Genomic DNA, 25339 nt, shown 5'->3' with positions numbered 1-25339 from the left:
CTCGTCGCACGCTCCGAGGCGGACCTGCTCGACATCCGCAACTTCGGTGCGAAGTCGATCGACGAGGTCAAGGCCAAGCTCGCCGGCATGGGCCTCGGACTCAAGGACTCGCCTCCCGGCTTCGACCCGACCGCCGCGGCCGACGCCTTTGGCGCGGACAACGACGCGGACGCGGGTTTCGTGGAGACCGAGCAGTACTGAACGCTGCGCTGCGCCGGGTCCCGAGAGCGGGGAAGGCAGAGGACCCGGTGACGCGGAGATGGCTACTCGAAGACAGCACCCCCGTTCCCCGTGAGAGGACGTGGGATCCCCTGGCGCTACCTCGACGAACGCGGCGATGCGGCGGTGGCTGAGCTCGTCCAGTCAGGCTTGCGCCTGCCGGAAACCTCATCCGTGTATCTCAGGCGGTATGTCGGTACTCGTGGATCACTCCACCGAGGCGGTCGTGGCGACGTATGTCGAGGTGGGCGATCCGGCCTGGATCGGCAATCCGTTCGGGGAGGGCGCGTAGGGGCGCTGCCTGTTTCATGGCCTGGCGAGCGCGGTGCGAGTTGTAGTACTGCTCGTATTCGTGCAAGACGTGGCGCAGGTGGGCTTCGTTCAAGGCGAGGGTGCGGTCAAGGAGTTCGTGGCGGCAGGACCGTACACAGCGTTCCATGACCGAGTTCATACGGGGCATCCGGATGCCCGTGAGAACGGTTCGGATGCCGGCATCGGCGAGGATCTCGTCGATGCCGGCGGATGGAGCGGGCGGTGGGCGGCCGAGCCTGCTGCACGTCGCCGGAGCTTCTGCGCCGGCACCGGGCCCCGCTCAACTGTCGCTACGTTCCCGTGCGTTCAAAGGGTGGGATCGTCGAATTGGTCGAGGAGTGCTTCGGTGAGTGTGTCGCTCATTGGGGCAGCGGCGCTGTCGTGCAGCGATTGTTCGGCCCAGATGACCTTGCCGCCCGGTGTGTACCGCGTGCCCCACCGCTGGGCGAACTGTGCCACCAAGAACAGCCCACGGCCGCCCTCATCCGTGGTCGCTGCCCTCCGCACATGTGGCGACGTGCTGGACCCGTCCGACACCTCGCAGATCAGGCTGCGGTAGTGCAGCAGCCGCACTCTGATGGGCGGCGAGCCGTACCGGATGGCGTTGGTAATCAGCTCGCTGAGGATGAGTTCCGTGGTGAACCCGATGTCATTCAGCCCCCACGCCTGCAGTTGCGCCCCGCACTCCGTACGGACCGGGGCCACCGCCGCCGGATCAGGCGGCACCTCCCAGTACGCCACCCTCGACGGCTCGAGCAGCCGGGTGCGCGCCACCAGCAGCGCGATGTCGTCGGACGGGTGCGCCGGCAGCATCGCGTCGATCGCCGCCTGACACGTCTCCTCCGGAGTCCGCCCCGCCCCCTCCAGCGCCTGGTGCAGCAGGACCAGTCCGGTGTCGATGTCCCGGTCGCGGTTCACGATCAGTCCGTCGGTGTACAGCACAAGTCGTGAGCCCTCGGGCAGGCGTAGCTCGGTGGTTTCGAAGGGGTGGCGGCTGCCCAGGCCGAGAGGAGGCGAAGCGGGCATCTCCGGAGAGGTGACGGTCCCGTCCGGATGCACCACCGCCGGGCCCGGGTGCCCTGCTCGCGCGGTCGTGCAGACTCCCGTGACCGGGTCGTAAATCGCGTACAGGCAGGTCGCCCCGGTGACCGCTTCGCTCTGTCGGCCCTGCGGGCCGTCGCCGGTGTTCTCGTCACTGTCGATGCGGGTGACCAGTTCGTCCAGGTGCCCGAGCAGTTCGTCCGGTGGTAGGTCCAGGGCGGAGAAGTTCTGTACCGCAGTGCGCAGCCGCCCCATCGTCGCGGCCGCGTGCAGTCCGTGGCCGACCACGTCACCGACCACCAGTGCCACCCGGGCGCCCGGCAGCGGGATGACGTCGAACCAGTCCCCGCCCACCCCGGCTTCGGCCGGCAGATACCGCCAGGCCACCTCCAGCGCGTCCTGTTCCGGTACCCCCTGCGGCAGCAGACTCCGTTGCAGTGTCACTGCCATCGTGTGCTCCCGGGTGAAGCGGCGGGCGTTGTCGATGGCCACCGCCGCCCTCGCCGCCAGCTCCTCTGCGAAGGAGAGGTCTTCTTCCTTGAACGGGGGCGAATCCCCCGTGCGCCAGAAGTTCGTCGTCCCCAGCACCACACCACGCGCCTGGAGCGGCACCGTCACCAGCGAATGCACCCCGCGCTCCAGGGCCCTACTGGCCCTGTCAGGGTCCTGTTCCCGCCATCCCCAGGCCTGTCGCAGGTCGTCCTCCAGCACCGCCCGCCCGGTCTCCAGGGCCCGCGCCTGTGGAGCCGTCGGCGAGTAGGTGATCAGCTCTCCGATCGGGTAGAGCCCTTCCCGTTCCTGGTACCCCCCGCTGATTACCGTACGGCGCATGCCCGCCGTCCCGGTCGGCTCCTCACCCCGCGTCACCGGCTCCAGCAGATCGACGGTGACGATGTCGGCAAACCGCGGGGTCGCCACATCCGCCAGTTCCTGTGCGGTGCGCACCACGTCCAGCGTGGTGCCGATCCGCACGCCCGCGTCGTACAGGAGCCTCAGCCGCTCCCGCGCCACCTCCGCCCGTCCGGTGACCCTTGCCAGCTCTGTGGTGTCCCGCAACGTCACGACCCAGCCCGCTTGCCCCCCGTACGGGGCAGTGGGCCGCACGTTGACCGCCAGCATTCGGTCCCCTGCGAGATGCACCTCATCTGTGGCCGGCTCACCCGACGCCAGCAGCCGCGCCGTATCCGCATCCAACTTCAGCTCTGCCACCTGCCGCTGTTCCGCATCCGCAGGTAGCTCCAGCAGCCGCCGCGCCTCGTCGTTGGCCAGCATCAGTCGCCCGTCGGCACCGATGATCAGTACCCCTTCCCGGACCGCGTGCAGCACCGCGTCATGGTGCTCGTACATCCGCGTCATCTCCGCCGGGCCCAGACCGTGCGTCTGCCCACGCAACCTCCTGGCCACCAATGCCGTCCCGAGGGTGGACAAGGCGAGCGCGGCCGCCCCGGCACCGAAAATGATCGGCATTTGCCGTGCCGACAGGGTGGTGACCTTGCGGACCTTGATCCCGGCGGAAACCAGGCCGACGACCGAGCCGCGGTCATCGGTCACCGGCACCACCGCCTGGATGACCGGCCCGCTGCCCTCGCGCAGGGGGAGCCCGCGGGCGCGCTCAATGATGGTGTGGCCTTCCAGGGGCGGTTTGATGGTTCCGATGAACTTCTTCCCGATCTGTCGCGGGTCGGGGTGCGTATAGCGAATTCCGTTGGTGTCCATGACAACAATGAAGGTCACGTCAGCCCGCTTCCGGGCCGCTTCGGCACGCGGCTGCAGCACGGCCGTCGGATCCTTGCTGTTCAAGGCCTGGACCGTGCCCGGGGCATTCGCGAACGCCTCTGCTGCGGTCAGCGACTGGCGCGCGGCCTCCCGCGTGCTGTCACGCCCCGCCTGGAGCACCAGGGCTGTCACCGCGGCCGCAACCAGCAGGACCACGATCGCGACCTGCATGACGAACACCTGCCCGGCGGCGCTGTGCAGATTCAGCAGGGAGCGCAGCCCCGAGCCCGCGGACTCACCTTGACCAGACGCGCGGCCGGCGAAGAGACGGTGTGACTCATGCCGTTTTGGGCTGGAAAATCCCTTCATATTCACTTTCTAGCACTGTTTTCTGCCCCGCTGGGGGCGCCCAGGTAGGGGTGTGACCGAGATACGCCGCCCGCCGCGTCAAAGGGGCAGTGAGATGATCTTGAAGCCTTGAGTGGCACACCAACTCACTCGTCGGCGTTGCCGTCGGCTTCGGCGAGGAGGCGGCAGACGGTGGCGACCGAGGGGTTGCGCTCCTCCTGTGCACTCATTGCTTTTCCGCTCGGCGGACGTCAGGGATGTCCAGCTTCTTGTGTGTGGCACGGAGCGGATGGAGTCCGGGAGGGGGCGGCCTTGCCGAGGCCGGTGGCAATCAGGGCGAGGGCCGCGGGCGCCTCCGTGACCGTGTAGGTGCTGTGGGGATGGAAGCCCGCGGCCAGTGGCTGAGGGTGAAGTTCCTGCCTGCAGCGATGACTTTACGAGCGCCACAGGACTCCACCATCGTGCGAATGGCTCCGTGGTCCGCTAGGGCTCGGGCACCAACACGGCTCGTCCCCGCATCGCGCCTTGCCTCAGCCGATGGAAGGCCGTCTGTGCGGCGGACAACGGGAACTGCTCCGTCTCGACGTGGAGCGTCCCGGCGCGTGCCAGTGTGACCACCTCGGCGAGTTCGGGCCGAGTGCCCCAGAACGGTAGGGAGAGTCGGAAGCCAGGGGGGAGGAATCCGGGCTTGCGTACGGTCAGTTGACCGCCGCCGCTGCCAACGACCACGAGCTCTCCGCCCGGGCGCAAGATCTCGGTGGCGAGGGCAAGAGTCGCCTTGTTGCCGACGAAATCGAGCACGGCGTCCGCTCCCACGCCGCCGGTGCCGGTCCGAAGTGCTCGACTGATGTCCGCCCGCATCAGCGTCGAGGCATGCGCACCGGACCGGTGGGCGAGCGCGAGCGCCGCCTCGCGGATGTCGACCGCGAGAACACGACTCGGCGTGGTGGCGCGCAGGATCTGGATGGCCAGGTGGCCGAGTCCGCCGACGCCGATGACCACGGCGGTCGAGCCCTCGCCGAGCGAGTGCCGCACTCCGGCGATGGCGTGGTACGAGGTCAGACCTGCGTCGGAGAGCGGCGCCGCCTGGTCGGCGGCCAGGTCGCCGATCGGCACCAAGTGGTGGGCGGATGGGACGAGTACGTACTCGGCCATGCCGCCGTTCCGGCCGAGCCCGACCCCGTGCCAGTCGAGGTCGCCGCGCCGGTCGCAGTAGTTGTCCCGGCCCGCGGCGCAGCGGGCACATCGACCGCAGCCCCACGGGCCGTAGACCACGACGCGTTCGCCCGGCGTCGGGCCGTCGGTGTCGGGGCCGAGGGCCTCGACGTGTCCGGCGACCTCGTGGCCGAGGGTGAACGGTGGCTTGTAGGGAAGCGCGCCTGCCGCCGCGTCGACGACGTGCACATCGGACTGGCAGAGCCCCGCGGCCTCCACCCGCACCAGCACCTCGGTGGCGCGGGGGACCGGGCGCTCGACGTCCACGAACGCCGGTCCCCGTCCCCAACCCGTCAGCCGTACTGCCTTCATGGTCACCGTCCCGGCTCTTGTCAGATCGACAGCGGTGACGGTAACAGAGACGAAGTCAGTTCAGTATCGGGATGCCCGCAGGGGCAGAGGGAGCATCAGGATGAGCAGCGACACACAGCAGGGCCGGGACACACGGCAGGGCCGGGACCCGCGGCAGGGCCCCGACGCGCAACAGGGCCGGTTTGCGGGCAGGGTCGCGATGGTGACGGGGGCCGGCTCCGGTATGGGTGCGGCCGTCGCCCGGCAGCTCGCCGCCGAGGGGGCCCGGGCCGTGGTCCTCGCCGACGTGAACAGCGAGAACGCCGGCACCGTCGCCAAGGGGCTGTCCGTCGGCCGGGCGGTAGCCCTCGATGTGGCGGACGCTCCGGCGGTCGACGCGGCCGTCGCGGACATCGTGCGGGAACACGGGCGTCTCGACGTCGTGGTGCACGCGGCGGGCGTCGATGACCCCGAGGCCAAGCAGCTGATCGCGGACGCGCTGGGGGACGGGCGCCCGGCCGAGGTGACCGACCGCCTCACCGACGAGGCCTGGGGGCGCGTCATGCGGATCAACCTGGACGGAACCTTCCATGTGCTTCGTGCCGCGGTGCGTGTCATGCGGCCGCGGAAGGCGGGCGCGATCGTCGTCATAGGCTCCTCGTCGGCCTTCGACACCCCCGTCGGCTACCCCCACTACGCGGCCTCCAAGGCGGGGGTCCACGCGCTGACGCAGGCCGTGGCCAAGGAGGTCGTCGCGTCCGGGATCAGGGTGAACGTGGTCGCGCCCGGCCCGACGGAGACCGGCATGGCGGCGCGCACTCCGGCGGCGCTGCGCAGTGGTTTCGCCGATCCGCGGGTGCGCCCGTACGCGACCCCCGAGGAGATCGCCGACATCGTCCTGTTCCTCGCGGGGGACGCGGCGGCGAATCTGGTCGGAGCGGTGCTGCTGGCCAACGGCGGCCGTTTCACGGTCTGAGTCGAATCCATCCCCGCACAGGTCTTGCCCGCCCGGGACTCGATGCTTACCGTTCAGGAGGCAAGTTCATGAATTGAGTTCAGTTTGTCAATCACCCGGGCGACGCTGAAGATCCCGGAGCACGGGTGCTCGGGCACGAGGAGACAGTCGACGTGGATCAGTTCCTGCTCATCCTGGTGAGCGGTCTCGCCAGCGGTGCGGTGTACGGCCTGATGGGCCTCGGGCTGGTGATCATCTATCGGGCGACGGACGTGGTGAACTTCGCGCTCGCCAGCCTCGCGACCGTCGGTCTCTACGCGGCACTGACGCTGTACGAGAAGGGTCTGCCACTTCTCGTGACCGCCGTGGTCGCGATCGTCGTCACCGCCGGGGTCGGCCTGGTCGCCCGGGAGACGGTGATCCGGCCGCTGGCGCAGGGGGAGCTACTCTCGGCCCTGGTCATGACCATGGGCGTCTCGCTCATCGCGGAGAGCGTCATCAGCACCATCTGGGACGACCAGCCACGGCTCTTCCCGAGCCTGGTGGAGGGGTCCGTCTCGATCGGCGGCTCGGCGATTCCGAGGCAGAGCCTGCTGACCATCGGCGTGGCGGCCGTGGCGATGGCGCTGGTGGCGTATCTCTTCGGGCGGACGACCATCGGCTCCGCCATGCGGGCCGTCGCCGAGTCCGCCGACACCGCGCAGATCCTCGGCCTCGGCTCGCAGCGCATCGCGCGGATCGCCTGGGCGCTCGGGCTCGGCCTCGGCGCGCTCGCCGCGTTCCTCTACGCGCCCCGGGCGGGACTGGTGCCGACGGTGCTCAGCGCGCCGCTCTTCCGCGCCTTCGCCGGGATCTTCCTCGGCGGGCTGACCAGCATGTACGGGGCCGTGATCGGCGGGCTGACGGTCGGCGTGCTCGACAACCTCGCCGCGGCCTATGTCTCGGCCGGCTACCGCGACACGTTCGTGTTCTCGTTCACCATCCTCGTGCTGCTGATCCGCCCTCAGGGGCTGTTCGGCGTACGCACGTTCCAGCGGGTCTGAGGGAGCGGTCCATGTCTGTCTTCAGTCGCACCAACCTCGCCAAGGCGGCGCTCGGGCCGCTCGCCGCGGCCGTACTCATCCTCGTACTGAACGCCGGGCTCATCCCGCCCTACCAGGCGTACTCCGTCGGACTCGCCGCCGTGTACACGGTCCTCGTCCTCTCGGTCGGCCTGCTGGCGGGGTGGGCCGGCATCTGGTCGATCGCCCATCCCGCGTTCTTCGCCCTGGGCGCCTACTTCGCCGCGTACGGCAGCACGCACGGCTGGTCGCTGGAGGCCGTGGTTCTCGGGGCCGCCGGATGCGCCGCGGTGTTCGGGGCGTTCCTGGGCGGCGCGGGCGCGCGGTTCTCGATGCTGTACGTGGCCCTGCTCACGCTCGCGTTCACCATGGTGTCGCTGGAGGTGATGGGACAGTGGGCCAGTGTGACGGGCGGTGACCAGGGCATCCCGATGGAGAAGCTGGACAGCGCCCTGGGTCTCGGCACGGTATCCAGCGCGGGTTCGCAGGCGCAGTACATCGCCGTGGGAGTGGCCGGGATCGCGCTCGCCGTGGCCGCGCTGGCCCGGCCCAGCGCCCTGCGGATGCGGCTCGTAGCCGCCAAGTCCCACCCGATGGCGGCCCGGTCGATCGGCATCGCGCCGGAGGCCCAGTCGGCGCTGGCCTTCGCCGTCAGCGCCGTGTTCGCCGCGGTGGCGGGCGTCCTGCTGGCCCTGGTCGTCGGATTCGTCAGCCCGGACCCCTTCTCGCTGGCCCTGGCGATCTCGCTGATCGCCGCGTGTGTGCTGGGCGGCCCGGGCACCCTGCTGGGGGCGGTCGTCGGCGGCGCCTACCTGACCTGGGCTCCGACGGCCGCGGAGAGCACCGGGGTACCGCAGCCGATCCTTCAGGGGGTCGTGCTCATCGCCGCACTGCTGTTCCTGCCGGGCGGCGTGGTGCTCTTCCTCGGGCGGACGGCACGCCGCCTCGTACGCAAGTCGGACCCGCACGGCCCGACCACCGTAGAGCTGCCGGAAGAGCCTCCGCAGCCGGTGCCCGCCCCCGCGGCCACCGCTCCCGAACTGCTGCGCCTGGACGAGGTGGCCGTCTCCTTCGGCGGGCTCAAGGCACTCGAAGGGGCCTCGATGTCGGTACGGGCGGGCGAGACGCTCGCGATCATCGGCCCCAACGGCGCGGGCAAGACGACACTCCTGAACGTCCTGTCGGGGCTCGTCGGCGGCGGGCGGGTGGCGGGCAGCGCGCGGTACGGCGGCAAGCCCCTGCTCAAGTCCCGTGCCACCGCCCGCCGTCGGTTCGGCATCGGGCGCACCTTCCAGCACGCCGAGACGTTCCCCGAACTCACGGTCCTGGAGAACGTGCTCTGCACACATCGCCGGGTCACCGCCCGGCACCGGGCCAGAGCCGCCGAGCTGCTGGCCCGCGTCGGCCTCGCCCATGTCGCCGACCGCTACCCGGCCGAGCTGCCGTTCGGTCTGCACAAGCGCCTCGACCTTGCCAGGGCGCTGGCCGAGGATCCCGAACTGCTCATCCTGGACGAGCCGTTCGGCGGCCTCGACGCCACCGAACGCACCGTGCTGGCCCGGCAGATCGTGCGGCAGCAGGAACGCGGCACCGCCGTCGTGATCATCGACCATGTCCTCGACGACCTGTTCGCCGTCGCCCACCGGGTGGTCGCCTTCGACTTCGGCCGGCCGATCGGCGAGGGTGAGCCCGGCAAGATCCTCGACGATCCCCGGGTGCGCTCCTCCTACTTGGGCGAGGGCGGCGCCCACGACGAACTGCCGCCCAGGGACGGCACCGAGCGCGCCGCTGTGCGGCTCGACGCGGTGGACCACGCCTACAGCGGCGTGACCGCCCTGCACGGAGTCGACCTCACCATCGGCCGGGGCAGCGTGGTCGGCGTCGTCGGTGCAAACGGCGCGGGCAAGAGCACACTGGGCCGGATTCTGCACGGCTCGCTTCCGCCCACCCGCGGCCGGCGCACCGCCGAAGAGGGCCTGCGGACCGCGCTGGTGCCCGAGGGCCGCGCCCTGTTCAAGACGCTCTCCCTGCGCGAGAACCTGGAGGTCGCCGCGTACGCCGCGGGCATCAAGGGAGCCGACCTGCGGGCCCGGCTCGCAGAGACCGCCGAGTGGCTGCCGCCGCGGCTGCGCGAGCGGATGGGCGTACCCGCCGGGGGACTGTCCGGCGGCGAACAGCAGGTCCTGGCCATCGCGCGAGCCCTGATGGCGCGCCCCGACCTGCTGATCGTCGACGAACCGGCGCTCGGCCTGTCCCCGGCCATGGTCGACGAGGTGTACGCCCGCATCGGCCGCCTCGCCCACGAGGGCATGACGGTCGTCCTCCTCGAGCAGTCGCTCGGCCGCGCCGCGTCCGCCTGCCACGAGGTGGTCGTGCTCCACGAGGGCGCCATCGCCGTCTGCGGCGAACCCGGCGACCCGGTGTTCCTCACCCGCGCCGAACGGGCCTACTTCGACGGGCCGGACGACGCCGTCGTGCCTGCCACGGGCCGTACCTGAGGGACCGCGTCACCTCACCTTGCCCAACAGCCCACCCCTCGGCCGGAGGAGAGCCACGTGCAGACAGAATGCGTCGACCTGCTGATCATCGGGGCGGGGATGGCCGGCCTGACCGCCGGTGCCCGCGCCGTGCGTGACGGCCTGACCGTCGCGCTCGTGGAGATCGGCGCGGATGTCGGCGGGTCCGCACGCTTCGCGGGCTACGCGTGGACCGCACCGAGCCACGACGTCATGGAGCAGCACAATCCGCACGGGGACAGCGCGCTCAAGCGCGCCCTGGTGGACCGCTTCGACGACGGCATCTCATGGATCCGCACCCTCGGCGTGGAGGCGAAGGACGCCCAGCCCATCCTCAGCTTCGGCCGCGGGCACCAGTTCGACACCAACCACTACGTCGACACCTGCCGGCGCCTGGTCGTCGAAGGCGGTGGCGAACTCCTGCTCGGGACCGACACCGAACGGCTGGTGGTCGAGGACGGCGTCGTGACCGGAGCTGATCTGCGGACGGCGGACGGCACGCGCAGGCGGGTACGGGCCCGTAACACCCTCCTCGCGACCGGTGGCTTCCAGGGCGACCTCGCCCTGCGCACCGCCCACGTGCACCCCGCAGCCGACCGCATGCAGCTGCGCTCCAACCCCCATAGCCGCGGTGCCGGTTACCGCCTCGCCACGCACGCCGGAGCCTCCACCGGCCACGACGACGCCGGCTTCTACGGGCACCTCATCCCCAGCGGCATCCCCTTCGCCGACCCGGCCGACTTCGTCGACATGTCGCTCTACTACAGCGAGCACGCGTTGCTCCTCAATCTGCGGGGCGAACGGTTCGTCGACGAGACGCTGGGCGATCACCTCACCGCGATGGCGCTCCTTGAGCAGCCCGAAGGCCGCGGCCTGCTCATCGCCGACGCCCGGGTGTTCCGCGACTGGATCGTCGGCTCCTACGTCGAGGGCGCCGTGGCTGTCGACAAGTTCGCCCTGGCCGGCAAGCGGGGCGGTCGCGTCGGACTCGCCGAGGACCTCGACGAACTGGCCTTCCTGCCCGAGGAATGGGGCTACGACGCCGAGACCGTCCGCACCGCCGTCCGGCAGTTCAACGAGCACGCCGTGGCGGGCAAGGCCCCGGCCCCCGGCCGCGAGCTGGACCACCTGCCGCTGGACGAACCGCCGTACTACGTCATCGAGACGGTCCCGGCCATCACTTTCCCGTTCCACGGAGTGCGCATCGACGACCGGGCCCGCGTCCTGGGCGAGGACGGCCGTCCCATCGGCGGGCTGCTGGCAGCCGGATCGGACACCGGAGGTCTCTGGCACCGCGCCTACGCGGGCGGCATCGCCTCAGCCCTCGTCTTCGGACTGACAGCCGCGGACACCGCCCGCGGGACGACCCACCACTCGTGACCAGACACAGACGTGTATGCGCAGGAGGCAGCATGACAGCCATCGACCACAAGGCTTTCTTCATCAACGGGTCGTGGAGAGCGGCCGACGGCACGGACCGCTTCGACGTGATCTCCCCGAGGTCGGAGCAGCGCATCGGCAGCGTCCCGGCCGCCTCGAAGGCGGACATCGACGCCGCAGTGGCCGCGGCCCGGCACGCGTTCGACGAAGGGGAGTGGCCCCGGCTCACCCCGGCGGAGCGAGCCCGCTATCTTTCCCGCCTCGCGGACGGGATCGAGCGGCGACGGACCGAACTCGCCGAGCTGATCACCGAGGAGCTCGGCTGCACGCTGTTCCTCTCGCAGATCTACCAGACGGTGTCGCCCGTCATGAGCCTCAACTACTCCGCCGAGATCGGCCGGAGCCTGCAGACGGCCGAGGTACGCGTCAGCGATCTGTCGCGGCTCGGGGGCGAGTCGGCGGGCGGCGGCATCATCCCCATGGCCGGGTCCAGCCTCGTGGTCAAGGAACCCGTCGGAGTGGTGGCCAGCTTCCCGGCCTACAACTTCGCGCTTCCGGCGATCGGGCAGAAGGCCGGACCGGCGCTGATCGCGGGCTGCACCGTCGTCGTCAAGGTCACCGAACCCAACCCCCTGGCGCTCTTCGTCGTCGGCGAGATCTGCGAGGAGATCGGTCTGCCGCCCGGCGTCCTCAACATCGTCGCCGCGCGGGCACCGGAGTCGGAGTACCTGGTGCGCCACCCCGGCGTGGACATGGTCAGCTTCACCGGCTCGGTCGAGGTCGGCGCCAGGATCGCGGCGGCCTGCGGAGAACTCATCCGGCCGTGCGTCCTTGAACTCGGTGGCAAGTCCGCGGCCATCGTCCTGGAGGACGCGAAGCTGGAGGAGGTCCTTCCAGTCCTGGTGGGGGCCAGCGTCGGCACCAACGCCGGCCAGAGCTGCGTCGCCCAGACACGGCTCCTGGTGCCCGAGTCGCAGTACAAGGCCTACGCGGAGGCCTTGGCCGACGCATTCGCCTCGCTCGAGGTCGGCGACCCCATGGACGTCGAAACGGCGGTCGGCCCGCTGGTCACCTCACGCCAGCGTGAGCGGGTCGAGCACTACGTGGACGTGGCGCGCAAGGAGGGGGCGACGATCGCCCATGGCGGCCGCCGGCCTGCGCACCTGAGCCGTGGGTGGTACTACGAGCCGACGCTCGTCACCGACGCGCACAACGGGATGAGGGTGTCGCGCGAGGAGATCTTCGGACCCGTCGCCTCGCTCATTCCGCACCGTGGCGAGGACGACGCCGTGCGTATCGCCAACGACAGTGAACTGGGGCTGGCAGGTTCCGTGTTCACCGCCGACACCGCGCACGGGTTCGAGGTCGCCCGGCGCGTGCGCACCGGCACCTTCTCCGTCAACACGTTCGCGGCCGATCTGGGCTCCCCGTTCGGCGGGTTCAAGAAGTCGGGCCTGGGGCGCGAGCACGGCCCGGACGCCGTACAGGAGTACCTGGTGATGAAGACGATCTCGATCGACCCGAGCCGACAGCTTCCGGAGTCGGTCACCAGGAACGTTCCACGCGGAACAGGCCCCGGGGCGGGCTGACCGCTCCCTCACCCCCCTCGCCACTGCACCCCGCCACCCGAGCACGATGGAGTTCCCATGCACAGCCGTCACCCCGAAATCGACCCCCAGTCGCTGTCCGAGACCGACGAGCAGCGGGAACTGCGCACGGTCCTACGGGACTTCTTCACCGAGACGAGCGGCCCCGAGGACGTCCGCAAGCAGCTGGCCACCCCACGCGGACACGACGAGGCGCTCTGGGCGCGGCTCGCGGGCGAGATCGGCGTGCACGGCCTTGCCATCCCGGAGGAGTACGGCGGATCGGGGTTCACCTTCGCCGAACTCGCCGTGGCGCTGGAGGAGTCGGGGCGCGCCCTGTATTGCGCGCCGCTGCTGCCCACGGTGGTCCTTGCCGCGCACGCCCTGCTGAACAGTGGGGACCGGCAGGCGTGCGCGCGCCATCTGCCGAGGATCGCGGACGGCACGCTCACCGCGACCGTGGCCGGCTTCGACGACACCGAGCCCGGCATCTGTGCCGAACACAGCGCTTCGGGCTGGGTGTTGCGCGGTGCAGCCGACTTCGTGCTCGACGGGGCCGGTGCCGATCTCGTCGTGGTGCGGGCCCAAACCCTCGACGGCGCACGGCTGTTCGCCTGTGAGCCGACCGCGGACACCTGCGTGCGGACACCGCACCGCGTCCTGGACGAGACGCGCCGCCAGGCGCGGATGGAGTTCCGCGGCGCACCCGCCACGCCCTTGGGCGAGTCGGGCGACGTGACGGCGACCCTCGACGCCGGGCGGGCCGCGCTCGCCGCCGAGCAGGTCGGCGGCAGCGGCCACGCGCTGGACGCCACCGTCGAATTCGTCGCGCAGCGCCGGCAGTTCGGGCGCCCCATCGGCTCGTTCCAGGCGGTCAAGCACCGGCTGGCCGACGTGCTGGTCGCCCTTGAGGCGGCCCGCTCGGCATCCTCGTACGCGACCGTCTGCGTGGCGACGGCCTCGCCGCAGCTGCCGGTGGCCGCGAGCGCCGCCGCCGCGGTCTGCTCCGGGACCTTCCGCCTGGCGACGGCCGAGTACGTCCAGCTGCACGGCGGGATCGGCTTCACCTGGGAGCACCCGGCACACCTGTACGTGCGCCGGGCCCGCAGCGGCGAAGCGCTGTTCGGCACGGCGGACCAGAACCGCGCCAGGCTCGCCGAACTCGTCGGGCTCGCCCTCCGATCCGCCGCCTGAGCGGGCAGGGAGACGCCGCATCCCATGACACACCCCACCGATCTCGCCCTCGCCGCGTCGTTCACGCTCGGCGCCGTCCCCCTCCGCAACCGCCTTGTCGCCACCGCCCATGCCACCGCGGCGGTCGCCGACGGGGCCCCCACCGAGGCCGACGCGGCCTACTGGCGACGCCTCGCCCAAGGCGGCGCCGCCATGGTGATCACCGGCGGCACCGCCGTCGCCCCCGAGTCGACCCTGCCGCAGCGCTATCTGACCGAGGCGTGGCGCCCCGAGATCGCGGACGCGGTACGCCGCCGGGCCGAGGCCATCACCGACGGCGGCGCGGTGGCCATCGCACAACTCGTCCACCTCGGCCGGGAGACCCTGGGCGCCGGCACCTACTACGCTCCGGTCTCCGCCGCCGCCGTCCGCTCGCCCCGCGAGGCGTCCGCGCCGCACGCGCTGAGCGCCGAGGAAGTACGCGGCGTCGTCGACGCGTTCCGCATCTCGGCGGCGAACAGCGTGCAGGCCGGGTTCCACGGCGTCGAGCTGCACGCGGGGCACGGCTACCTGCTCGCCCAGTTCCTCTCCGGCGTCAACAACACCCGCGACGACGACTACGGCGACCGCATCGCCCTGCTCGCCCAGGTGATCGATGCGATCCGCACCGAGATCGGTCAACTCCCCATCGGCGTACGGGTATCGGCGGAGCCCGGCAAGGACTCCGGGCTCGGCCTTGACGACCTCGTCGAGCTGCTCCCGCGGCTGAGCGCCGCATCGCCCTTCACGTACGCCAACGTGACGACCGGCGTCCGCAACACCTACGTCCCCGGCATGGCGACCACCCGTCCGCCGCTCCTCGACGCCGTGGCCCGTCTGCGTGCCGCGGTCGCCCTGCCACTGCTGGTCAGCCAGGGGTTCCGGGCGGCGCACGACATCGAGCGGGCGCTGGACGCGGGCGCCGATCTCGTCGGCATGGCACGGCCGTTCATCGCCGACCCCGACTTCGCCCGCAAGATGACGGTCGGCGACGAGCGCTCCATACGCCCCTGCACAGGCTGCAACGAGGGCTGCCGCACCTTCGAGCCCACCGGGTCCTGCTCGGTGAACCCCGAGCTCGGCCCGCCGGGAGCCGCCGCCCGCCCGGCCGTCCCCCTGCTCCTGACCCGGCGTCCTGGCAACCGGAGCGGGTCCGCGGCCGTCCTGGGCGCGGGGCCCGCCGGCATGGAGTGCGCCATGGCGCTCGCCCGCACCGGCGCCACAGTGGTCGTCTTCGACAGCGCGCGAGAAGTCGGCGGCCAGGCCCGCCTCGCCGCGCTCGCCGCACACCGCCCGGGGTGGCAGAAGCTCGTCGACTTCCAGCGCGACCGGCTCGCCGACCTCGGCGTGCGCGTACGTCTGGGTACGTCCCCGACGGCCGGCGAACTCGCGAAGTACGCCCACATCGTGCTCGCCACGGGCGCCGAGGAGGCAACGGTCCCCATGCCGGGCGAGCTCCGGACACTCACCAGCACCGACTTCCTCGGCCGGTACGCCGACGTCGTGCCGCAGGCGCCCAGGATCGCCGTCCTCGACGACGGCTTCGGCTGGTGGCAGGGCGTCAGCGCCGTCGAGAGCGCCCTCGCAGCCGGCGCCCGCGAGGTCACGCTCATCACGCCCGGCTACGGATTCGCCACGGGCCTGTCGCCGGAGAACCGCACTCAGCTCATGAATCGCCTGACCGGCGCGCCACTCCGTGTCGTCGCGATGAGCGGCGTGACGTCGACGACCGCGGACGGTGTGCGGCTGCGCCATGTCCTGGACGGCCAGGAGACGGACCTCGCCGCCGACCTCCTGGTGACCGTCGGCGAACGGCGTCCGCGCCGCCCGGACCTCACCCCGGCCGACGGCCAGAGTGTCCGCGCCGTCGGCGACTGCGTCGTACCGCGCCGCATCGCGCACGCCGTCGCCGAGGGGCGCGCGGCCGCGGAGGCGGTCGCCGCCGGACCGCTGCCGGCCATGTCCTGAGCCGAACGTCCTGGCGGGGCACCGCTCATCGGCGGCCCGCCCGCGTGTTGATTCCCGACCATCCCAAGAAGAGCGAGGTAGCAATGGCACGTCGCATCGTGGTGTGCGGAGGCGGCTCCGCAGGAGGAGTCCTGGCCGCCCGGCTCAGCGAGGATCCCGGCAACTCGGTCACGCTGATCGAGGCGGGTCCCGACTACCGCACGCCGGAGGAGACCGCCCCCGAGATCCTTGACGCCGACAGGATCGGGTTCACGACCCACGACTGGGGCTACACGTCGACCGACGAGGTCGCCGAGGCCGACAGCATCCCGATGTTCGGCAAGGTGGACAAGGAGTCCGTCCCCGTCCTGCGGGGCAAGGTCATCGGCGGCTCCTCGTCCGTCAACGGCGCCAACGCCCTGCGCCCCACGCCCGACGACCTCGCTCGCTGGACCGGCCTCGGCAACGACCGCTGGTCCTGGGACCAGGTCCTGCCGTACCTGAAGAAGCTGGAGGACGACCCGGTCGGCGGTGAACTGCACGGCACCGGCGGCCCCGTGCACATCGAGCGCTTCACCGAAAGCAGCGGGCTGCGCCCGGTCCAGGCCGCGTTCCTGGACGCCTGCGCCCAGGCCGGCCACCCGGTGCACCAGGACATGAACGGCGCCGACCAGCTCGGCGCGGGCCCGCTTCCCCTCAACCGCGCGAACGGCATCCGCCAGAGCTCGGCCGTCGCCTACCTCGGCCCGGCCCGGGGCCGCGCGAACCTCACCGTCCTCGGCGAACGGACCGTCGACCGCGTGGAGTTCACCGAGGGCGCCACGGCCCGTGCCGTGCTCCTCACCGACGGAACCCGGCTGGAGGCCGACCTGGTCGTGCTCGCCGCGGGCTCGATCGGCAGCCCGTCGATCCTGATGCGCTCCGGTGTAGGCCCGCAGCGGATCCTCGACGAGCTGTCCATACCGGTGGTCCGCGCCCTCGAAGGCGTCGGCCGTAACCTGCGCGACCACCCGATGGTCTACCTCACCTACCAGGTGGACGAGGAGGCCGTCGGTGAACTCACCCCGCCCCTGCAGAGCGTGCTCACCTTCGCCGCGGGCGGCGCCGACAGCGGCGGCGCCGTCGACCTGCACGCCGTCCTGCTGACGATGGAGCCTGGGGAACTCCTGGTGCCGCTCGTCCTGTACCGCCCCTACTCCCTGGGCAGCATGGAGATCGTCTCCCGCGATCCGGACGCCGCACCGCGGATCGGCCTCGGCCTGTTCGAGCACCCCGACGACCTGCGGCGCATGGTGTCCGGCATCCGCCACATGCGGCAGATCATGGAGTCGTCCCCGCTGCGGAAATACATCAAGGCCGAGACCTGGCCGGGCCCCGCGGTGTCCACCGACGCCGATCTGGTCCGCACCGTCCTGCAGGGCAAGAACACCTGCTGCCACGCCGTCGGTACGTGTGCGATGGGCGGCGCGGGGACGTCCACCGCGGTCGTGGACCAGTACGGCAAGGTGCACGGCACGGACGGCCTGTACGTCGTGGACGCCTCGATCATGCCGGACATCCCGGCGCTGCCGACCAACACGACGACCATGATGCTGGCCGAGCGCATCGCCGACGACCTGCGCGTGGGCGGCTGACCGCCGGACGACCTGGTACCGCTGTGCACGAGCCGGCCGCTGTCCAGCGGCCGGCTCGTGCACACGTGGTGATGTGTTGTCGTCAGGCGTCGTACGCGTAGAATCCGCGGCCGCTCTTGCGGCCCAGATGCCCCGCGACCACCATCCGCTGCAGCAGCGGGGGAGCGGCGTACAGGGGCTCCTTGAACTCCTCGTACAACGACTCGGCCACGGCCTGTGCGGTGTCCAGGCCGATCAGGTCGAGCAGTCGCAGCGGACCCATCGGGTGGGCGCAGCCCAGCTCCATCCCGCGGTCGATGTCCTCGGGACGGGCCGCGCCGGACTCGACCATGCGGACGGCGGCGAGCAGATACGGCACCAGTAGGGCGTTGACCACGAAGCCCGACCGGTCGGGCGCCTGCACGACCTCCTTGCCAAGCCCTTCGGCGGCGAAGTCACGGGCACGGGCCAGGGTGTCGGCGCCGGTGGTGAGGGCGGGGATCACCTCGACGAGCTTCTGTACCGGCACGGGGTTGAAGAAGTGCAGCCCCACCACCTGGGAGGCGCGGCCGGTGGCGACGGCGAGGTCGACGACGGGGATCGACGAGGTGTTCGTGGCGAGCACGGCCTGCGGGTCGGCCACCACCTTGTCCAGCTGACGGAAGACCTCGAGTTTCACCTCCCGGTTCTCGGCGACGGCTTCGACCACGAACTGCCGGTCGGACAGGTCCCCCAGGTCGTGCGTGAAGGAGAGCCGGGCGAGCGCCTGGTCGCGATCGGCCTCGGTGAGCTTGCCGCGTCGCAGCCCGCGGTCGAGGGACGCGGTGACGCGGGCGCGGCCGGCGGCGGCCAGTTCGGGGGTTGATTCGGCGACGGTCACGTCGAGGCCGCGCAGCGCGGCGACCTCGGCGATACCGGAGCCCATAAGGCCGCAGCCGACGACGCCGAGGCGGGAGATCGCAGTCATGAAAGTCCTTTCCTGAAGGGGGAGTTGAAGAGGGTCGGTGATGTGGAAGGGCGTCAGACGTTGCGCCGGTACGCCCCGCCCACCTCGAAGAACGCCTCGGTGATCTGCTGGAGTGAGCAGACCCGCGCGGCGTCCATCAGCACGGCGAAGACGTTCTCCCCGCCGGCCGCGGCCCGCTTGAGGCCGGCCAGCGCGTTCCGGGCGGCGTCCTCGTGGCGGGCCTGGAAGTCATGGACGCGGTCGAGCTGGGACTGCTTCTCCTGCTCGGTGGCGCGGGCCAGTTCGACGACGGGCGCGCCCTGTCCGTCCTCGGCCCGGGGGTTGCGAAAGGTGTTGACGCCGATGATCGGCAGGGTCCCGTCGTGCTTGCGCTCCTCGTAGAGCAGCGACTCGTCCTGGATCCGGCCTCGTTGGTAGCCCGTCTCCATCGCGCCGAGCACCCCGCCCCGCTCGCTGATCCGCTCGAACTCCGTGAGCACCGCCTCCTCCAGGAGGTCGGTGAGCTCGTTGATGATGTACGAGCCCTGCAGCGGGTTCTCGTTTATCGCAAGGCCCCACTCACGGTTGATGACCAGCTGGATGGCGAGTGCCCGGCGCACCGAGTCCTCGGTGGGGGTGGTGACGGCCTCGTCGAAGGCGTTGGTGTGCAGGCTGTTGCAGTTGTCGTAGATCGCGGTGAGCGCCTGCAACGTGGTGCGGATGTCGTTGAAGTCCATCTCCTGGGCGTGCAGGGAGCGGCCGGAGGTCTGCACGTGGTACTTGAGCTTCTGGCTGCGCTCGTTCGCCCCGTACCGGTCGCGCATCGCCACGGCCCAGATGCGGCGGGCCACCCGGCCGAGCACCGAGTACTCCGGGTCCATGCCGTTGGAAAAGAAGAACGACAGGTTCGGCGCGAAGTCGTCGATGTCCATGCCGCGGGCCAGGTACGACTCGACGTACGTGAACCCGTTGGCGAGCGTGAAGGCGAGCTGGCTGATCGGGTTCGCCCCGGCCTCGGCGATGTGGTAGCCGGAGATGGAGACCGAGTAGAAGTTGCGCACGTCCTGAGCGATGAACCACTCCTGGATGTCGCCCATCATGCGCAGGCTGAACTCCGTTGAGAACAGGCAGGTGTTCTGGCCCTGGTCCTCCTTGAGGATGTCGGCCTGTACGGTGCCGCGGACACTGCGCAGGACCTCGGCCCGGATCTCCAGCGCCCGTTCCGGAGTGGGTGCGTGGCCATGTTCTGCGGCGTACGCGTCGAGCCGCTGGTCGATGGCGGTGTTGAGGAAGAACGCGAGGATCGTCGGCGCCGGGCCGTTGATCGTCATCGAGACGGAGGTGGTCGGCGCGACCAGGTCGAACCCGTCGTACAGCGCCTTCATGTCGTCCAGCGTCGCCACCGAGACGCCCGAGGTGCCCACCTTGCCGTAGACGTCGGGGCGCGGATCGGGGTCGCGGCCGTACAGCGTGACGGAGTCGAAGGCCGTGGACAGGCGGGTCGCCTCGCCGCCCTCGGAGAGCAGCTTGAAGCGGCGGTTGGTGCGGAACGGATCGCCCTCGCCGGCGAACATCCGTGCCGGGTCCTCGCCCTCCCGCTTGAAGGGGAACACCCCGGCCGTGAACGGGAACGAGCCCGGCAGGTTCTCCTCCCGCAGAAACCGCAGCAGCTCCCCGTGGTCGGTGTACCGCGGCAGCGCCACCCGGGGTATCCGGCTGCCCGACAGCGACTCGCGCAGCAGGCCGGTGCGCAGCTCCCGGCCGCGCACGGTGACCACCAACTCGTCCCCGCTGTAGGCCTGTACGGTTTCCGGCCACCGATCCAGCGCGCCCAGGGCGTCCTTGTCCAGTCGCTCCCGCGCCTCGCCCAGCAACCGGTCGACGTCGGAGGACGACGCCTGCGCCACGATCAACTCGGCACGAACCGACATCAGTTGCTGCACCCTGCGGACCGCATCGGCCTGGTCGCCGGTGCGCGCATGGTATGTACGCACCGTCTCGGCGATGTCGGCCAGATAGCGTGCCCGCGACGGGGGCACAATCTGCGCCGCGCCACTGGAATGTCGGACCGACACCGCGGGCGCGCCGGGACGGGCCGGCATGCCTCGCTCGCCGAGCAGGGTGCGCAGGTGCTGGTAGAGCGCGGTGACGCCGTCGTCGTTGAAGGTCGCGGCACTGGTGCCGAAGACCGGCATCTCGTCGGGGCGGGAGCCGAACGCCTCGCGGTTGCGGACGAGCTGACGCCCGACGTCACGCATCGCGTCCGCCGCGCCCCGGCGCTCGAACTTGTTGATGGCGACGACGTCCGCGAAGTCGAGCATGTCGATCTTCTCGAGCTGCGAGGCCGCGCCGAACTCGGGCGTCATGACGTACAGCGACACATCCGCGTAGGGAACGATCGCCGCGTCACCCTGACCGATGCCGGGCGTCTCGACGACGACCAGGTCGTAGCCGGCCGCCTTGCAGGCGGTGATCGACTCGCCCAGACCTTCGGGGAGTTCGCCGCTGCCCCGGGTTGCCAGCGAGCGGAAGAAGACCCGGTCGCCGTCGAGGGAGTTCATACGGATGCGGTCGCCCAGCAGGGCGCCGCCACCCCGGCGCCGGGTGGGATCCACGGCGAGGACCGCCACCCGCAGCGCGTCACCCTGGTCGGTGCGGAGCCTGCGGACGAGCTCGTCGGTGAGTGAGGACTTGCCGGATCCGCCGGTGCCGGTGATGCCGAGCACCGGCACCGGCCGCGCCCCGGCCGCCTTCTCCAGTGCCCGCAGATCCGCGGCGGGCACCGTCCCGGCCGCGGCCCCGGACAGCAGCCGGGCGAGCGCCGGGCGCTCACCGGCCAGCACCCGGCTGATCTCGGCAGGCGCCTCCTCCCAAGGTGCGGTGTCGCACTCCTCGATCATCGCCTGGATCATGCCGACGAGGCCGAGCCGCTGCCCGTCCTCGGGCGAGAAGATCCGTACGCCCGCCCGCGACAGACGCTCGATCTCCTGCGGCACGATCACGCCACCGCCCCCGCCGAACACGCGCACCTGCCCGGCGCCGCGCTTCCGCAACGACTCGACGAGGTACTCGAAATACTCGATGTGGCCGCCCTGATAGGAGCTGACGGCCACCCCCTGGACGTCCTCCTCCAGGGCGGCGTCCACGACCTCGCTCACCGAGCGGTTGTGCCCGAGGTGGATCACCTCCGCGCCCTGGGCCTGCAGGATGCGCCGCATGATGTTGATCGACGCGTCATGGCCGTCGAAGAGGCTCGAAGCGGTCACGAAGCGGACGGGATGCTGAGCGCGGTACGACCGCGCCGCCGCGTCACCGGCGGACATATGCACTCCTGACTGCCCTCTGCCCGCGTCGACAGGGGGCGGATACGGGTGGGGCCCGTCGGGGCGGAGGGCCGCTGCATGGAGCTCCCTGAGCCCCTCCTGGACCTGAATCAAAGTAGGTGCAGGAGTCAAGTATAGCCGTTGAAGTCAATTCAGTTCAGTGACAGTCTCGAGTGCGTCGCACCGGAGCGATTCCCAGGAGGAACGATGCTGGCCGCCAGGCTGTACGGAACCAAGGATCTGCGGATCGAGGAGATGCCCGAGCCCGAGCCGGGACCCGGCGAGGTGAAGATCCGCGTGGCTCACGCGGGGATCTGCGGCACGGATCTGCACGAGTACTTCGAGACACCGCGGGCCACACACGAGCCCAACCCGCTGACCGGGGCCACCCTGCCGCAGACCTTGGGGCACGAATTCGCCGGGACGGTCGTGGAGCGCGGTGCGGGGGTCGACCGGGTCGCGCCCGGCGACCGCGTCTGCGTCCGACCGATCCGCACTTGCGGTGTCTGCCCGCGCTGCACGGCGGGCCTGTCCCACCTGTGCACGGCGCTGGCGGCGATCGGGGTGACCGCTCCCGGCGGCGGACTCGCTCAGTACGTGGTCGTGCCGGCCGACGCGGCGGTCCCGCTGCCCGACGGCCTGTCGCTGGAGCAGGGCGCTCTGGTGGAGCCCATGGCGGTAGGCCTGAACGCGGTCGAGCGGGCCCATGTGCCTTGGGGCGGCAGCGCGTTGGTGGCCGGTGCGGGTGCGGTCGGCATGGGGGTGCTGTTCGCGCTGAAGGCGCACGGCGTCCACGACGTGACCGTGGTGGAGCCCTCGCCGGCCCGGCGCGCCGCGGCCGAACGGCACGGCGCCCGCGTGCTCGATCCCGCCGCGGTCGATGTGGTCGAGGAGGTGATGCGGCACACCCGGGGCCGCGGCGTGGACGCGGCCGTCGAGTGCTCGGGGCGGCCGGAGGCGCTGGATGGCGCGATCCGGTCGGTGGCCGCCCAGGCGCCTGTCGTGATGGTGGCCCTGTACTCGGGCCCGGTCGCCGTCGACGCCTCCGTCGTGCGCCTGGCCGAACTGGCCCTGCTCGGTGCCGAGGCCTATCCCGACGGCGTCTTCGAGCGAGTCATCGAGCACATGGCCGCCGGGCGCTACCCGACGGGCGGCTGGCTCGACCACATCCCGCTCGCCGACGCCGTCGCGGGGCTGCATGACGTCCGGGACGGGCGGTGCGTCAAGGTCCTCGTCGACATCCCGTCAACCAGCTCCTGAACCAATTTCGATCCGGGGGTTGACAGTGGATCACCGGCTCCGCAAACTCGGAATGAATTCAGTTCAGTTTGGACTTGGAGGGATCAGAGATGGCAGTGGAAGACGAGATCCAGTTCGAGCGTGACGGCCACGTCGCCCGCGTCTGGCTCAACCGCCCCTGGAAGAAGAACTGCGTGACCGTGCCGATCCTGGACCGGCTCGACGAGATCATCACCGAGGTCGACGAGGACCCCGAGCTGCGCGTCCTGGTGTTCCGCGGCCGCGGCGGCACTTTCTGCTCCGGGTTCGACCTGGACAGCCTGAAGGCGGACTTCGTCGGCAAGTCGAACGCGATCGACGTCGCGGTCAAGTCGGCGAAGGTGTGCGACCGGCTCTACTCGATGAAGACCCCCTCGGTCGCGGTCCTGGAGGGCTACGTCACCGCCGGCGGCTTCGAGATCATGATCTCGTGCGACTTCGCGATCGCCGCGGACGACGCCAAGATCGGCGATTTCCACATCCGCCGTTCGCTGTTCGGCGGCGCAGGCCCGATCTACCGGGTGCCCCGCATGATCGGCATCCGCAAGACCAAGGAGCTGATGCTCACCGGCAAGCTCCTGTCGGGCACGGAGGCCGCAGAGTTCGGCCTGATCAACAAGTCGGCACCGGCGGACGAACTGGACGCGACGGTCGAGGACTTCATCGGCAACCTCACCGACAAGAGCCCCTTCACCATGTGGCTCACCAAGATGACCATCGACCGCAGCCTGGACGCCGACACACAGTCGCTGATGGTCATGGAGCACCTCGCCGTGGGCGTGGCGCTCAACTCCGAGGACGCCGCCGAGGGTGTCTCGGCGTTCCTGGAGAAGCGCGAGCCGAAGTGGCAGGGGCGCTGATCCCATGACCACGGATCCGCGGAGTCCGGCCACCGGGCTCCAGGGCGCACGTTGCTCCGGCTGCGCGGTGGCGATCTACCCCGCGGACGACACGTGCCCGCGCTGCGGGGGGCCGGCCGAGTCGGCGGCCCTGTCCGGCGCGGGCACCCTGTGGACGTGGACGGTGCAGCGCTACGCCCCCAAGTCGCCCCCGTACCAGGAGCCGCCCGGCGGGTTCGCGCCGTTCGCGGTCGGCTACGTGGAGCTGGCCGAAGGCGTCCGGGTGGCCACCGTGCTCGACGTCGACGACCTCGACACCGTCCGGATCGGGATGCCGCTCACCGTGACCGCGGGCAGCGGCGTCCCCCGGGCCAGGCTCGCACAGGAGGCAGCATGAGCACCGACGTCCTGATCTGCGGAGCCGGGCGCACCCCGTTCGGCAGGTCCGAGGCGAGTGGCCGGCAACTGGCCGTCAGCGCGGTGGGCGCCGCGCTGGCGGACGCCGGGATCGAGTGGTCCCGGGTGCGGGCCGCGTTCGGCGGCAGTGACAGCGCCGGCCTCGCCGACACCCTGGTGGCCCAACTCGGGCTGACCGGGCTGCCGTTCGTGAATGTCAAGAACGGCTGCGCGACCGGCGGCAGCGCGCTGATCTCCGCCGTCAACGCGATCCGCTCGGGCATGGCGGACGTCGTCCTCGCCGTCGGCTTCGACAAGCACCCGCGCGGCGCCTTCGACCCGCGCCCCGAGGACTGGGGCCTGGGCGCGGAGTACGGCAGCGACGGGCTGATGGTCACCACGCAGTTCTTCGGCATGAAGATCCAGCGCTACATGTACGAGCACGGCATCACGCCGCAGACCCTCGCGCTGGTCGCCGAGAAGGCGTACCGCAACGGAGTCCGCACCCCCGAGGCCTGGCGCCGCAAGCCGGTGTCCGCCGCCGAGATCCTGGACTCCGGCATGGTCAGCGATCCACTCACCCGCTTCATGTTCTGCTCCCCGGGAGCGGGCGCCGCCGCGCTGGTGCTCTGCTCGCCCGAGGTCGCCCGCACCCTTGACGGCCCCTCGGTCACCCTGCGCTCGGCGGCCTTGCGGACCCGGCGCTTCGGCTCGTTCGAGGTGTTCAGCCCGTCGATCCCCGGGGGCGAACTGACCAGCGTCAGCCGCGATGCCGCGGCCGCCGCCTTCGAGGAGGCGGGCATCGGACCCGGCGAGGTCGACGTCTGCCAGCTCCAGGACACGGAGAGCGGCGCCGAGGTCATGCACATGGCCGAGTGCGGGTTCTGCAAGGACGGCGAGCAGGAGCGGCTGGTCGCCTCCGGCGCAACGGAGATCGGCGGCTCGCTGCCGGTCAACACCGACGGCGGCTGCATCGCCAACGGCGAACCCATCGGCGCCTCCGGACTGCGCCAGGTCTACGAGGTCGTCCAGCAACTGCGCGGCCGGGCCGGCGAACGCCAGGTCCCCGGCACACCCAGGGTCGGTTTCACCCATGTGTACGGCGCCCCGGGCGTGAGCGCATGCACGGTGCTGGCCCGGTGAGT

The 25339-nt window shown here is 71.0% G+C and carries 17 protein-coding genes and 1 pseudogene; 13 read left to right on the top strand and 5 right to left on the bottom strand.

Annotated elements, in window-relative coordinates; translation table 11 throughout:
* The coding region (locus AC07EJ_RS44140) for a DNA-directed RNA polymerase subunit alpha C-terminal domain-containing protein (protein ID WP_478886352.1) at positions 1 to 201 on the top strand (201 nt) is incomplete at its 5' end.
* Between the two features lie 322 nt (positions 202 to 523).
* Here the strand turns inward: AC07EJ_RS44140 and AC07EJ_RS44135 are convergent.
* The 3 genes and pseudogenes from AC07EJ_RS44135 to AC07EJ_RS44125 form a co-directional block, all read right to left on the bottom strand.
* Positions 524 to 706, bottom strand: a pseudogene (locus tag AC07EJ_RS44135) (integrase core domain-containing protein); the annotation flags it as partial.
* Positions 707 to 837: 131 nt separating this feature from the next.
* The gene (locus AC07EJ_RS44130; protein WP_478886351.1) at positions 838 to 3519 is read right to left on the bottom strand and encodes a SpoIIE family protein phosphatase; all 2682 of its coding nucleotides are present in this window, start codon (positions 3517 to 3519) and stop codon (positions 838 to 840) included.
* Positions 3520 to 4119: 600 nt separating this feature from the next.
* Entirely contained in the window at positions 4120 to 5163 is a 1044-nt protein-coding gene (locus AC07EJ_RS44125; RefSeq protein WP_389487395.1) for an NAD(P)-dependent alcohol dehydrogenase, read from the bottom strand.
* Between the two features lie 100 nt (positions 5164 to 5263).
* On the opposite strand from AC07EJ_RS44125, the gene AC07EJ_RS44120 reads away from it, so the two are divergent.
* The 8 genes from AC07EJ_RS44120 (at position 5264) to AC07EJ_RS44085 (ending at position 17433) form a co-directional block, all read left to right on the top strand.
* A complete protein-coding gene (locus AC07EJ_RS44120) occupies positions 5264 to 6118 on the top strand; it encodes an SDR family NAD(P)-dependent oxidoreductase (RefSeq protein WP_478886350.1) in 855 nt (284 codons plus the stop codon).
* Positions 6119 to 6270: 152 nt separating this feature from the next.
* Positions 6271 to 7140 (top strand): branched-chain amino acid ABC transporter permease, encoded by an 870-nt coding sequence (locus AC07EJ_RS44115; RefSeq protein ID WP_389487277.1) that lies wholly within the window; start codon positions 6271 to 6273, stop codon positions 7138 to 7140.
* Positions 7141 to 7151: 11 nt separating this feature from the next.
* On the top strand, positions 7152 to 9656 hold the full coding sequence (locus tag AC07EJ_RS44110; RefSeq protein WP_389487279.1) for an ATP-binding cassette domain-containing protein: 2505 nt from the start codon (positions 7152 to 7154) through the stop codon (positions 9654 to 9656).
* Between the two features lie 57 nt (positions 9657 to 9713).
* Entirely contained in the window at positions 9714 to 11054 is a 1341-nt protein-coding gene (locus AC07EJ_RS44105) for an FAD-dependent oxidoreductase (RefSeq protein WP_389487281.1), read from the top strand.
* A gap of 32 nt (positions 11055 to 11086) precedes the next feature.
* Positions 11087 to 12643: an aldehyde dehydrogenase gene (locus AC07EJ_RS44100; protein ID WP_389487283.1), complete on the top strand. Its 1557-nt coding sequence runs from the start codon at positions 11087 to 11089 to the stop codon at positions 12641 to 12643.
* Between the two features lie 57 nt (positions 12644 to 12700).
* The gene (locus AC07EJ_RS44095; RefSeq protein ID WP_393588499.1) at positions 12701 to 13834 is read left to right on the top strand and encodes an acyl-CoA dehydrogenase family protein; all 1134 of its coding nucleotides are present in this window, start codon (positions 12701 to 12703) and stop codon (positions 13832 to 13834) included.
* A gap of 24 nt (positions 13835 to 13858) precedes the next feature.
* Positions 13859 to 15820: an oxidoreductase gene (locus AC07EJ_RS44090; protein WP_389487287.1), complete on the top strand. Its 1962-nt coding sequence runs from the start codon at positions 13859 to 13861 to the stop codon at positions 15818 to 15820.
* A gap of 83 nt (positions 15821 to 15903) precedes the next feature.
* Positions 15904 to 17433 (top strand): GMC family oxidoreductase, encoded by a 1530-nt coding sequence (locus AC07EJ_RS44085; RefSeq protein WP_389487289.1) that lies wholly within the window; start codon positions 15904 to 15906, stop codon positions 17431 to 17433.
* An 82-nt stretch (positions 17434 to 17515) separates the two neighbouring features.
* On the opposite strand, the gene AC07EJ_RS44080 is transcribed toward AC07EJ_RS44085, so the two are convergent.
* Both AC07EJ_RS44080 and icmF read right to left on the bottom strand, forming a co-directional pair.
* Entirely contained in the window at positions 17516 to 18379 is an 864-nt protein-coding gene (locus AC07EJ_RS44080; RefSeq protein WP_389487291.1) for a 3-hydroxybutyryl-CoA dehydrogenase, read from the bottom strand.
* Positions 18380 to 18432: 53 nt separating this feature from the next.
* Complete coding sequence (gene icmF, locus AC07EJ_RS44075) at positions 18433 to 21681, bottom strand: fused isobutyryl-CoA mutase/GTPase IcmF (RefSeq protein WP_478886349.1); 3249 nt, start codon at positions 21679 to 21681, stop codon at positions 18433 to 18435.
* 207 nt (positions 21682 to 21888) lie between these two features.
* On the opposite strand from icmF, the gene AC07EJ_RS44070 reads away from it, so the two are divergent.
* The 4 genes from AC07EJ_RS44070 (at position 21889) to AC07EJ_RS44055 (ending at position 25337) form a co-directional block, all read left to right on the top strand.
* A complete protein-coding gene (locus AC07EJ_RS44070) occupies positions 21889 to 22941 on the top strand; it encodes an alcohol dehydrogenase catalytic domain-containing protein (RefSeq protein ID WP_389487295.1) in 1053 nt (350 codons plus the stop codon).
* An 89-nt stretch (positions 22942 to 23030) separates the two neighbouring features.
* A complete protein-coding gene (locus AC07EJ_RS44065) occupies positions 23031 to 23819 on the top strand; it encodes an enoyl-CoA hydratase/isomerase family protein (RefSeq protein ID WP_389487297.1) in 789 nt (262 codons plus the stop codon).
* A gap of 4 nt (positions 23820 to 23823) precedes the next feature.
* The gene (locus AC07EJ_RS44060) at positions 23824 to 24195 is read left to right on the top strand and encodes a Zn-ribbon domain-containing OB-fold protein (RefSeq protein ID WP_389487299.1); all 372 of its coding nucleotides are present in this window, start codon (positions 23824 to 23826) and stop codon (positions 24193 to 24195) included.
* The gene (locus AC07EJ_RS44055; protein WP_389487301.1) at positions 24192 to 25337 is read left to right on the top strand and encodes a thiolase family protein; all 1146 of its coding nucleotides are present in this window, start codon (positions 24192 to 24194) and stop codon (positions 25335 to 25337) included. The genes AC07EJ_RS44060 and AC07EJ_RS44055 overlap by 4 nt, the downstream gene beginning before the upstream one ends.
* The last annotated feature ends 2 nt before the right edge of the window (positions 25338 to 25339 follow it).

The organism is Streptomyces sp. NPDC045026 (assembly GCF_056432625.1).
This window is presented reverse-complemented; position numbering and strand designations above follow the sequence as displayed.

Bases quoted from the DNA above. Each gene is read 5' to 3' on its own strand.
- AC07EJ_RS44130 (WP_478886351.1), bottom strand. From the start codon at position 3,519: ATGCAGGTCGCGATCGTGGTCCTGCTGGTTGCGGCCGCGGTGACAGCC.
- AC07EJ_RS44125 (WP_389487395.1), bottom strand. From the start codon at position 5,163: ATGAAGGCAGTACGGCTGACGGGTTGGGGACGGGGACCGGCGTTCGTG.
- AC07EJ_RS44120 (WP_478886350.1), top strand. From the start codon at position 5,264: ATGAGCAGCGACACACAGCAGGGCCGGGACACACGGCAGGGCCGGGAC.
- AC07EJ_RS44110 (WP_389487279.1), top strand. From the start codon at position 7,152: ATGTCTGTCTTCAGTCGCACCAACCTCGCCAAGGCGGCGCTCGGGCCG.
- AC07EJ_RS44100 (WP_389487283.1), top strand. From the start codon at position 11,087: ATGACAGCCATCGACCACAAGGCTTTCTTCATCAACGGGTCGTGGAGA.
- AC07EJ_RS44095 (WP_393588499.1), top strand. From the start codon at position 12,701: ATGCACAGCCGTCACCCCGAAATCGACCCCCAGTCGCTGTCCGAGACC.
- AC07EJ_RS44090 (WP_389487287.1), top strand. From the start codon at position 13,859: ATGACACACCCCACCGATCTCGCCCTCGCCGCGTCGTTCACGCTCGGC.
- AC07EJ_RS44085 (WP_389487289.1), top strand. From the start codon at position 15,904: ATGGCACGTCGCATCGTGGTGTGCGGAGGCGGCTCCGCAGGAGGAGTC.
- AC07EJ_RS44080 (WP_389487291.1), bottom strand. From the start codon at position 18,379: ATGACTGCGATCTCCCGCCTCGGCGTCGTCGGCTGCGGCCTTATGGGC.
- icmF (WP_478886349.1), bottom strand. From the start codon at position 21,681: ATGTCCGCCGGTGACGCGGCGGCGCGGTCGTACCGCGCTCAGCATCCC.
- AC07EJ_RS44070 (WP_389487295.1), top strand. From the start codon at position 21,889: ATGCTGGCCGCCAGGCTGTACGGAACCAAGGATCTGCGGATCGAGGAG.
- AC07EJ_RS44065 (WP_389487297.1), top strand. From the start codon at position 23,031: ATGGCAGTGGAAGACGAGATCCAGTTCGAGCGTGACGGCCACGTCGCC.
- AC07EJ_RS44060 (WP_389487299.1), top strand. From the start codon at position 23,824: ATGACCACGGATCCGCGGAGTCCGGCCACCGGGCTCCAGGGCGCACGT.
- AC07EJ_RS44055 (WP_389487301.1), top strand. From the start codon at position 24,192: ATGAGCACCGACGTCCTGATCTGCGGAGCCGGGCGCACCCCGTTCGGC.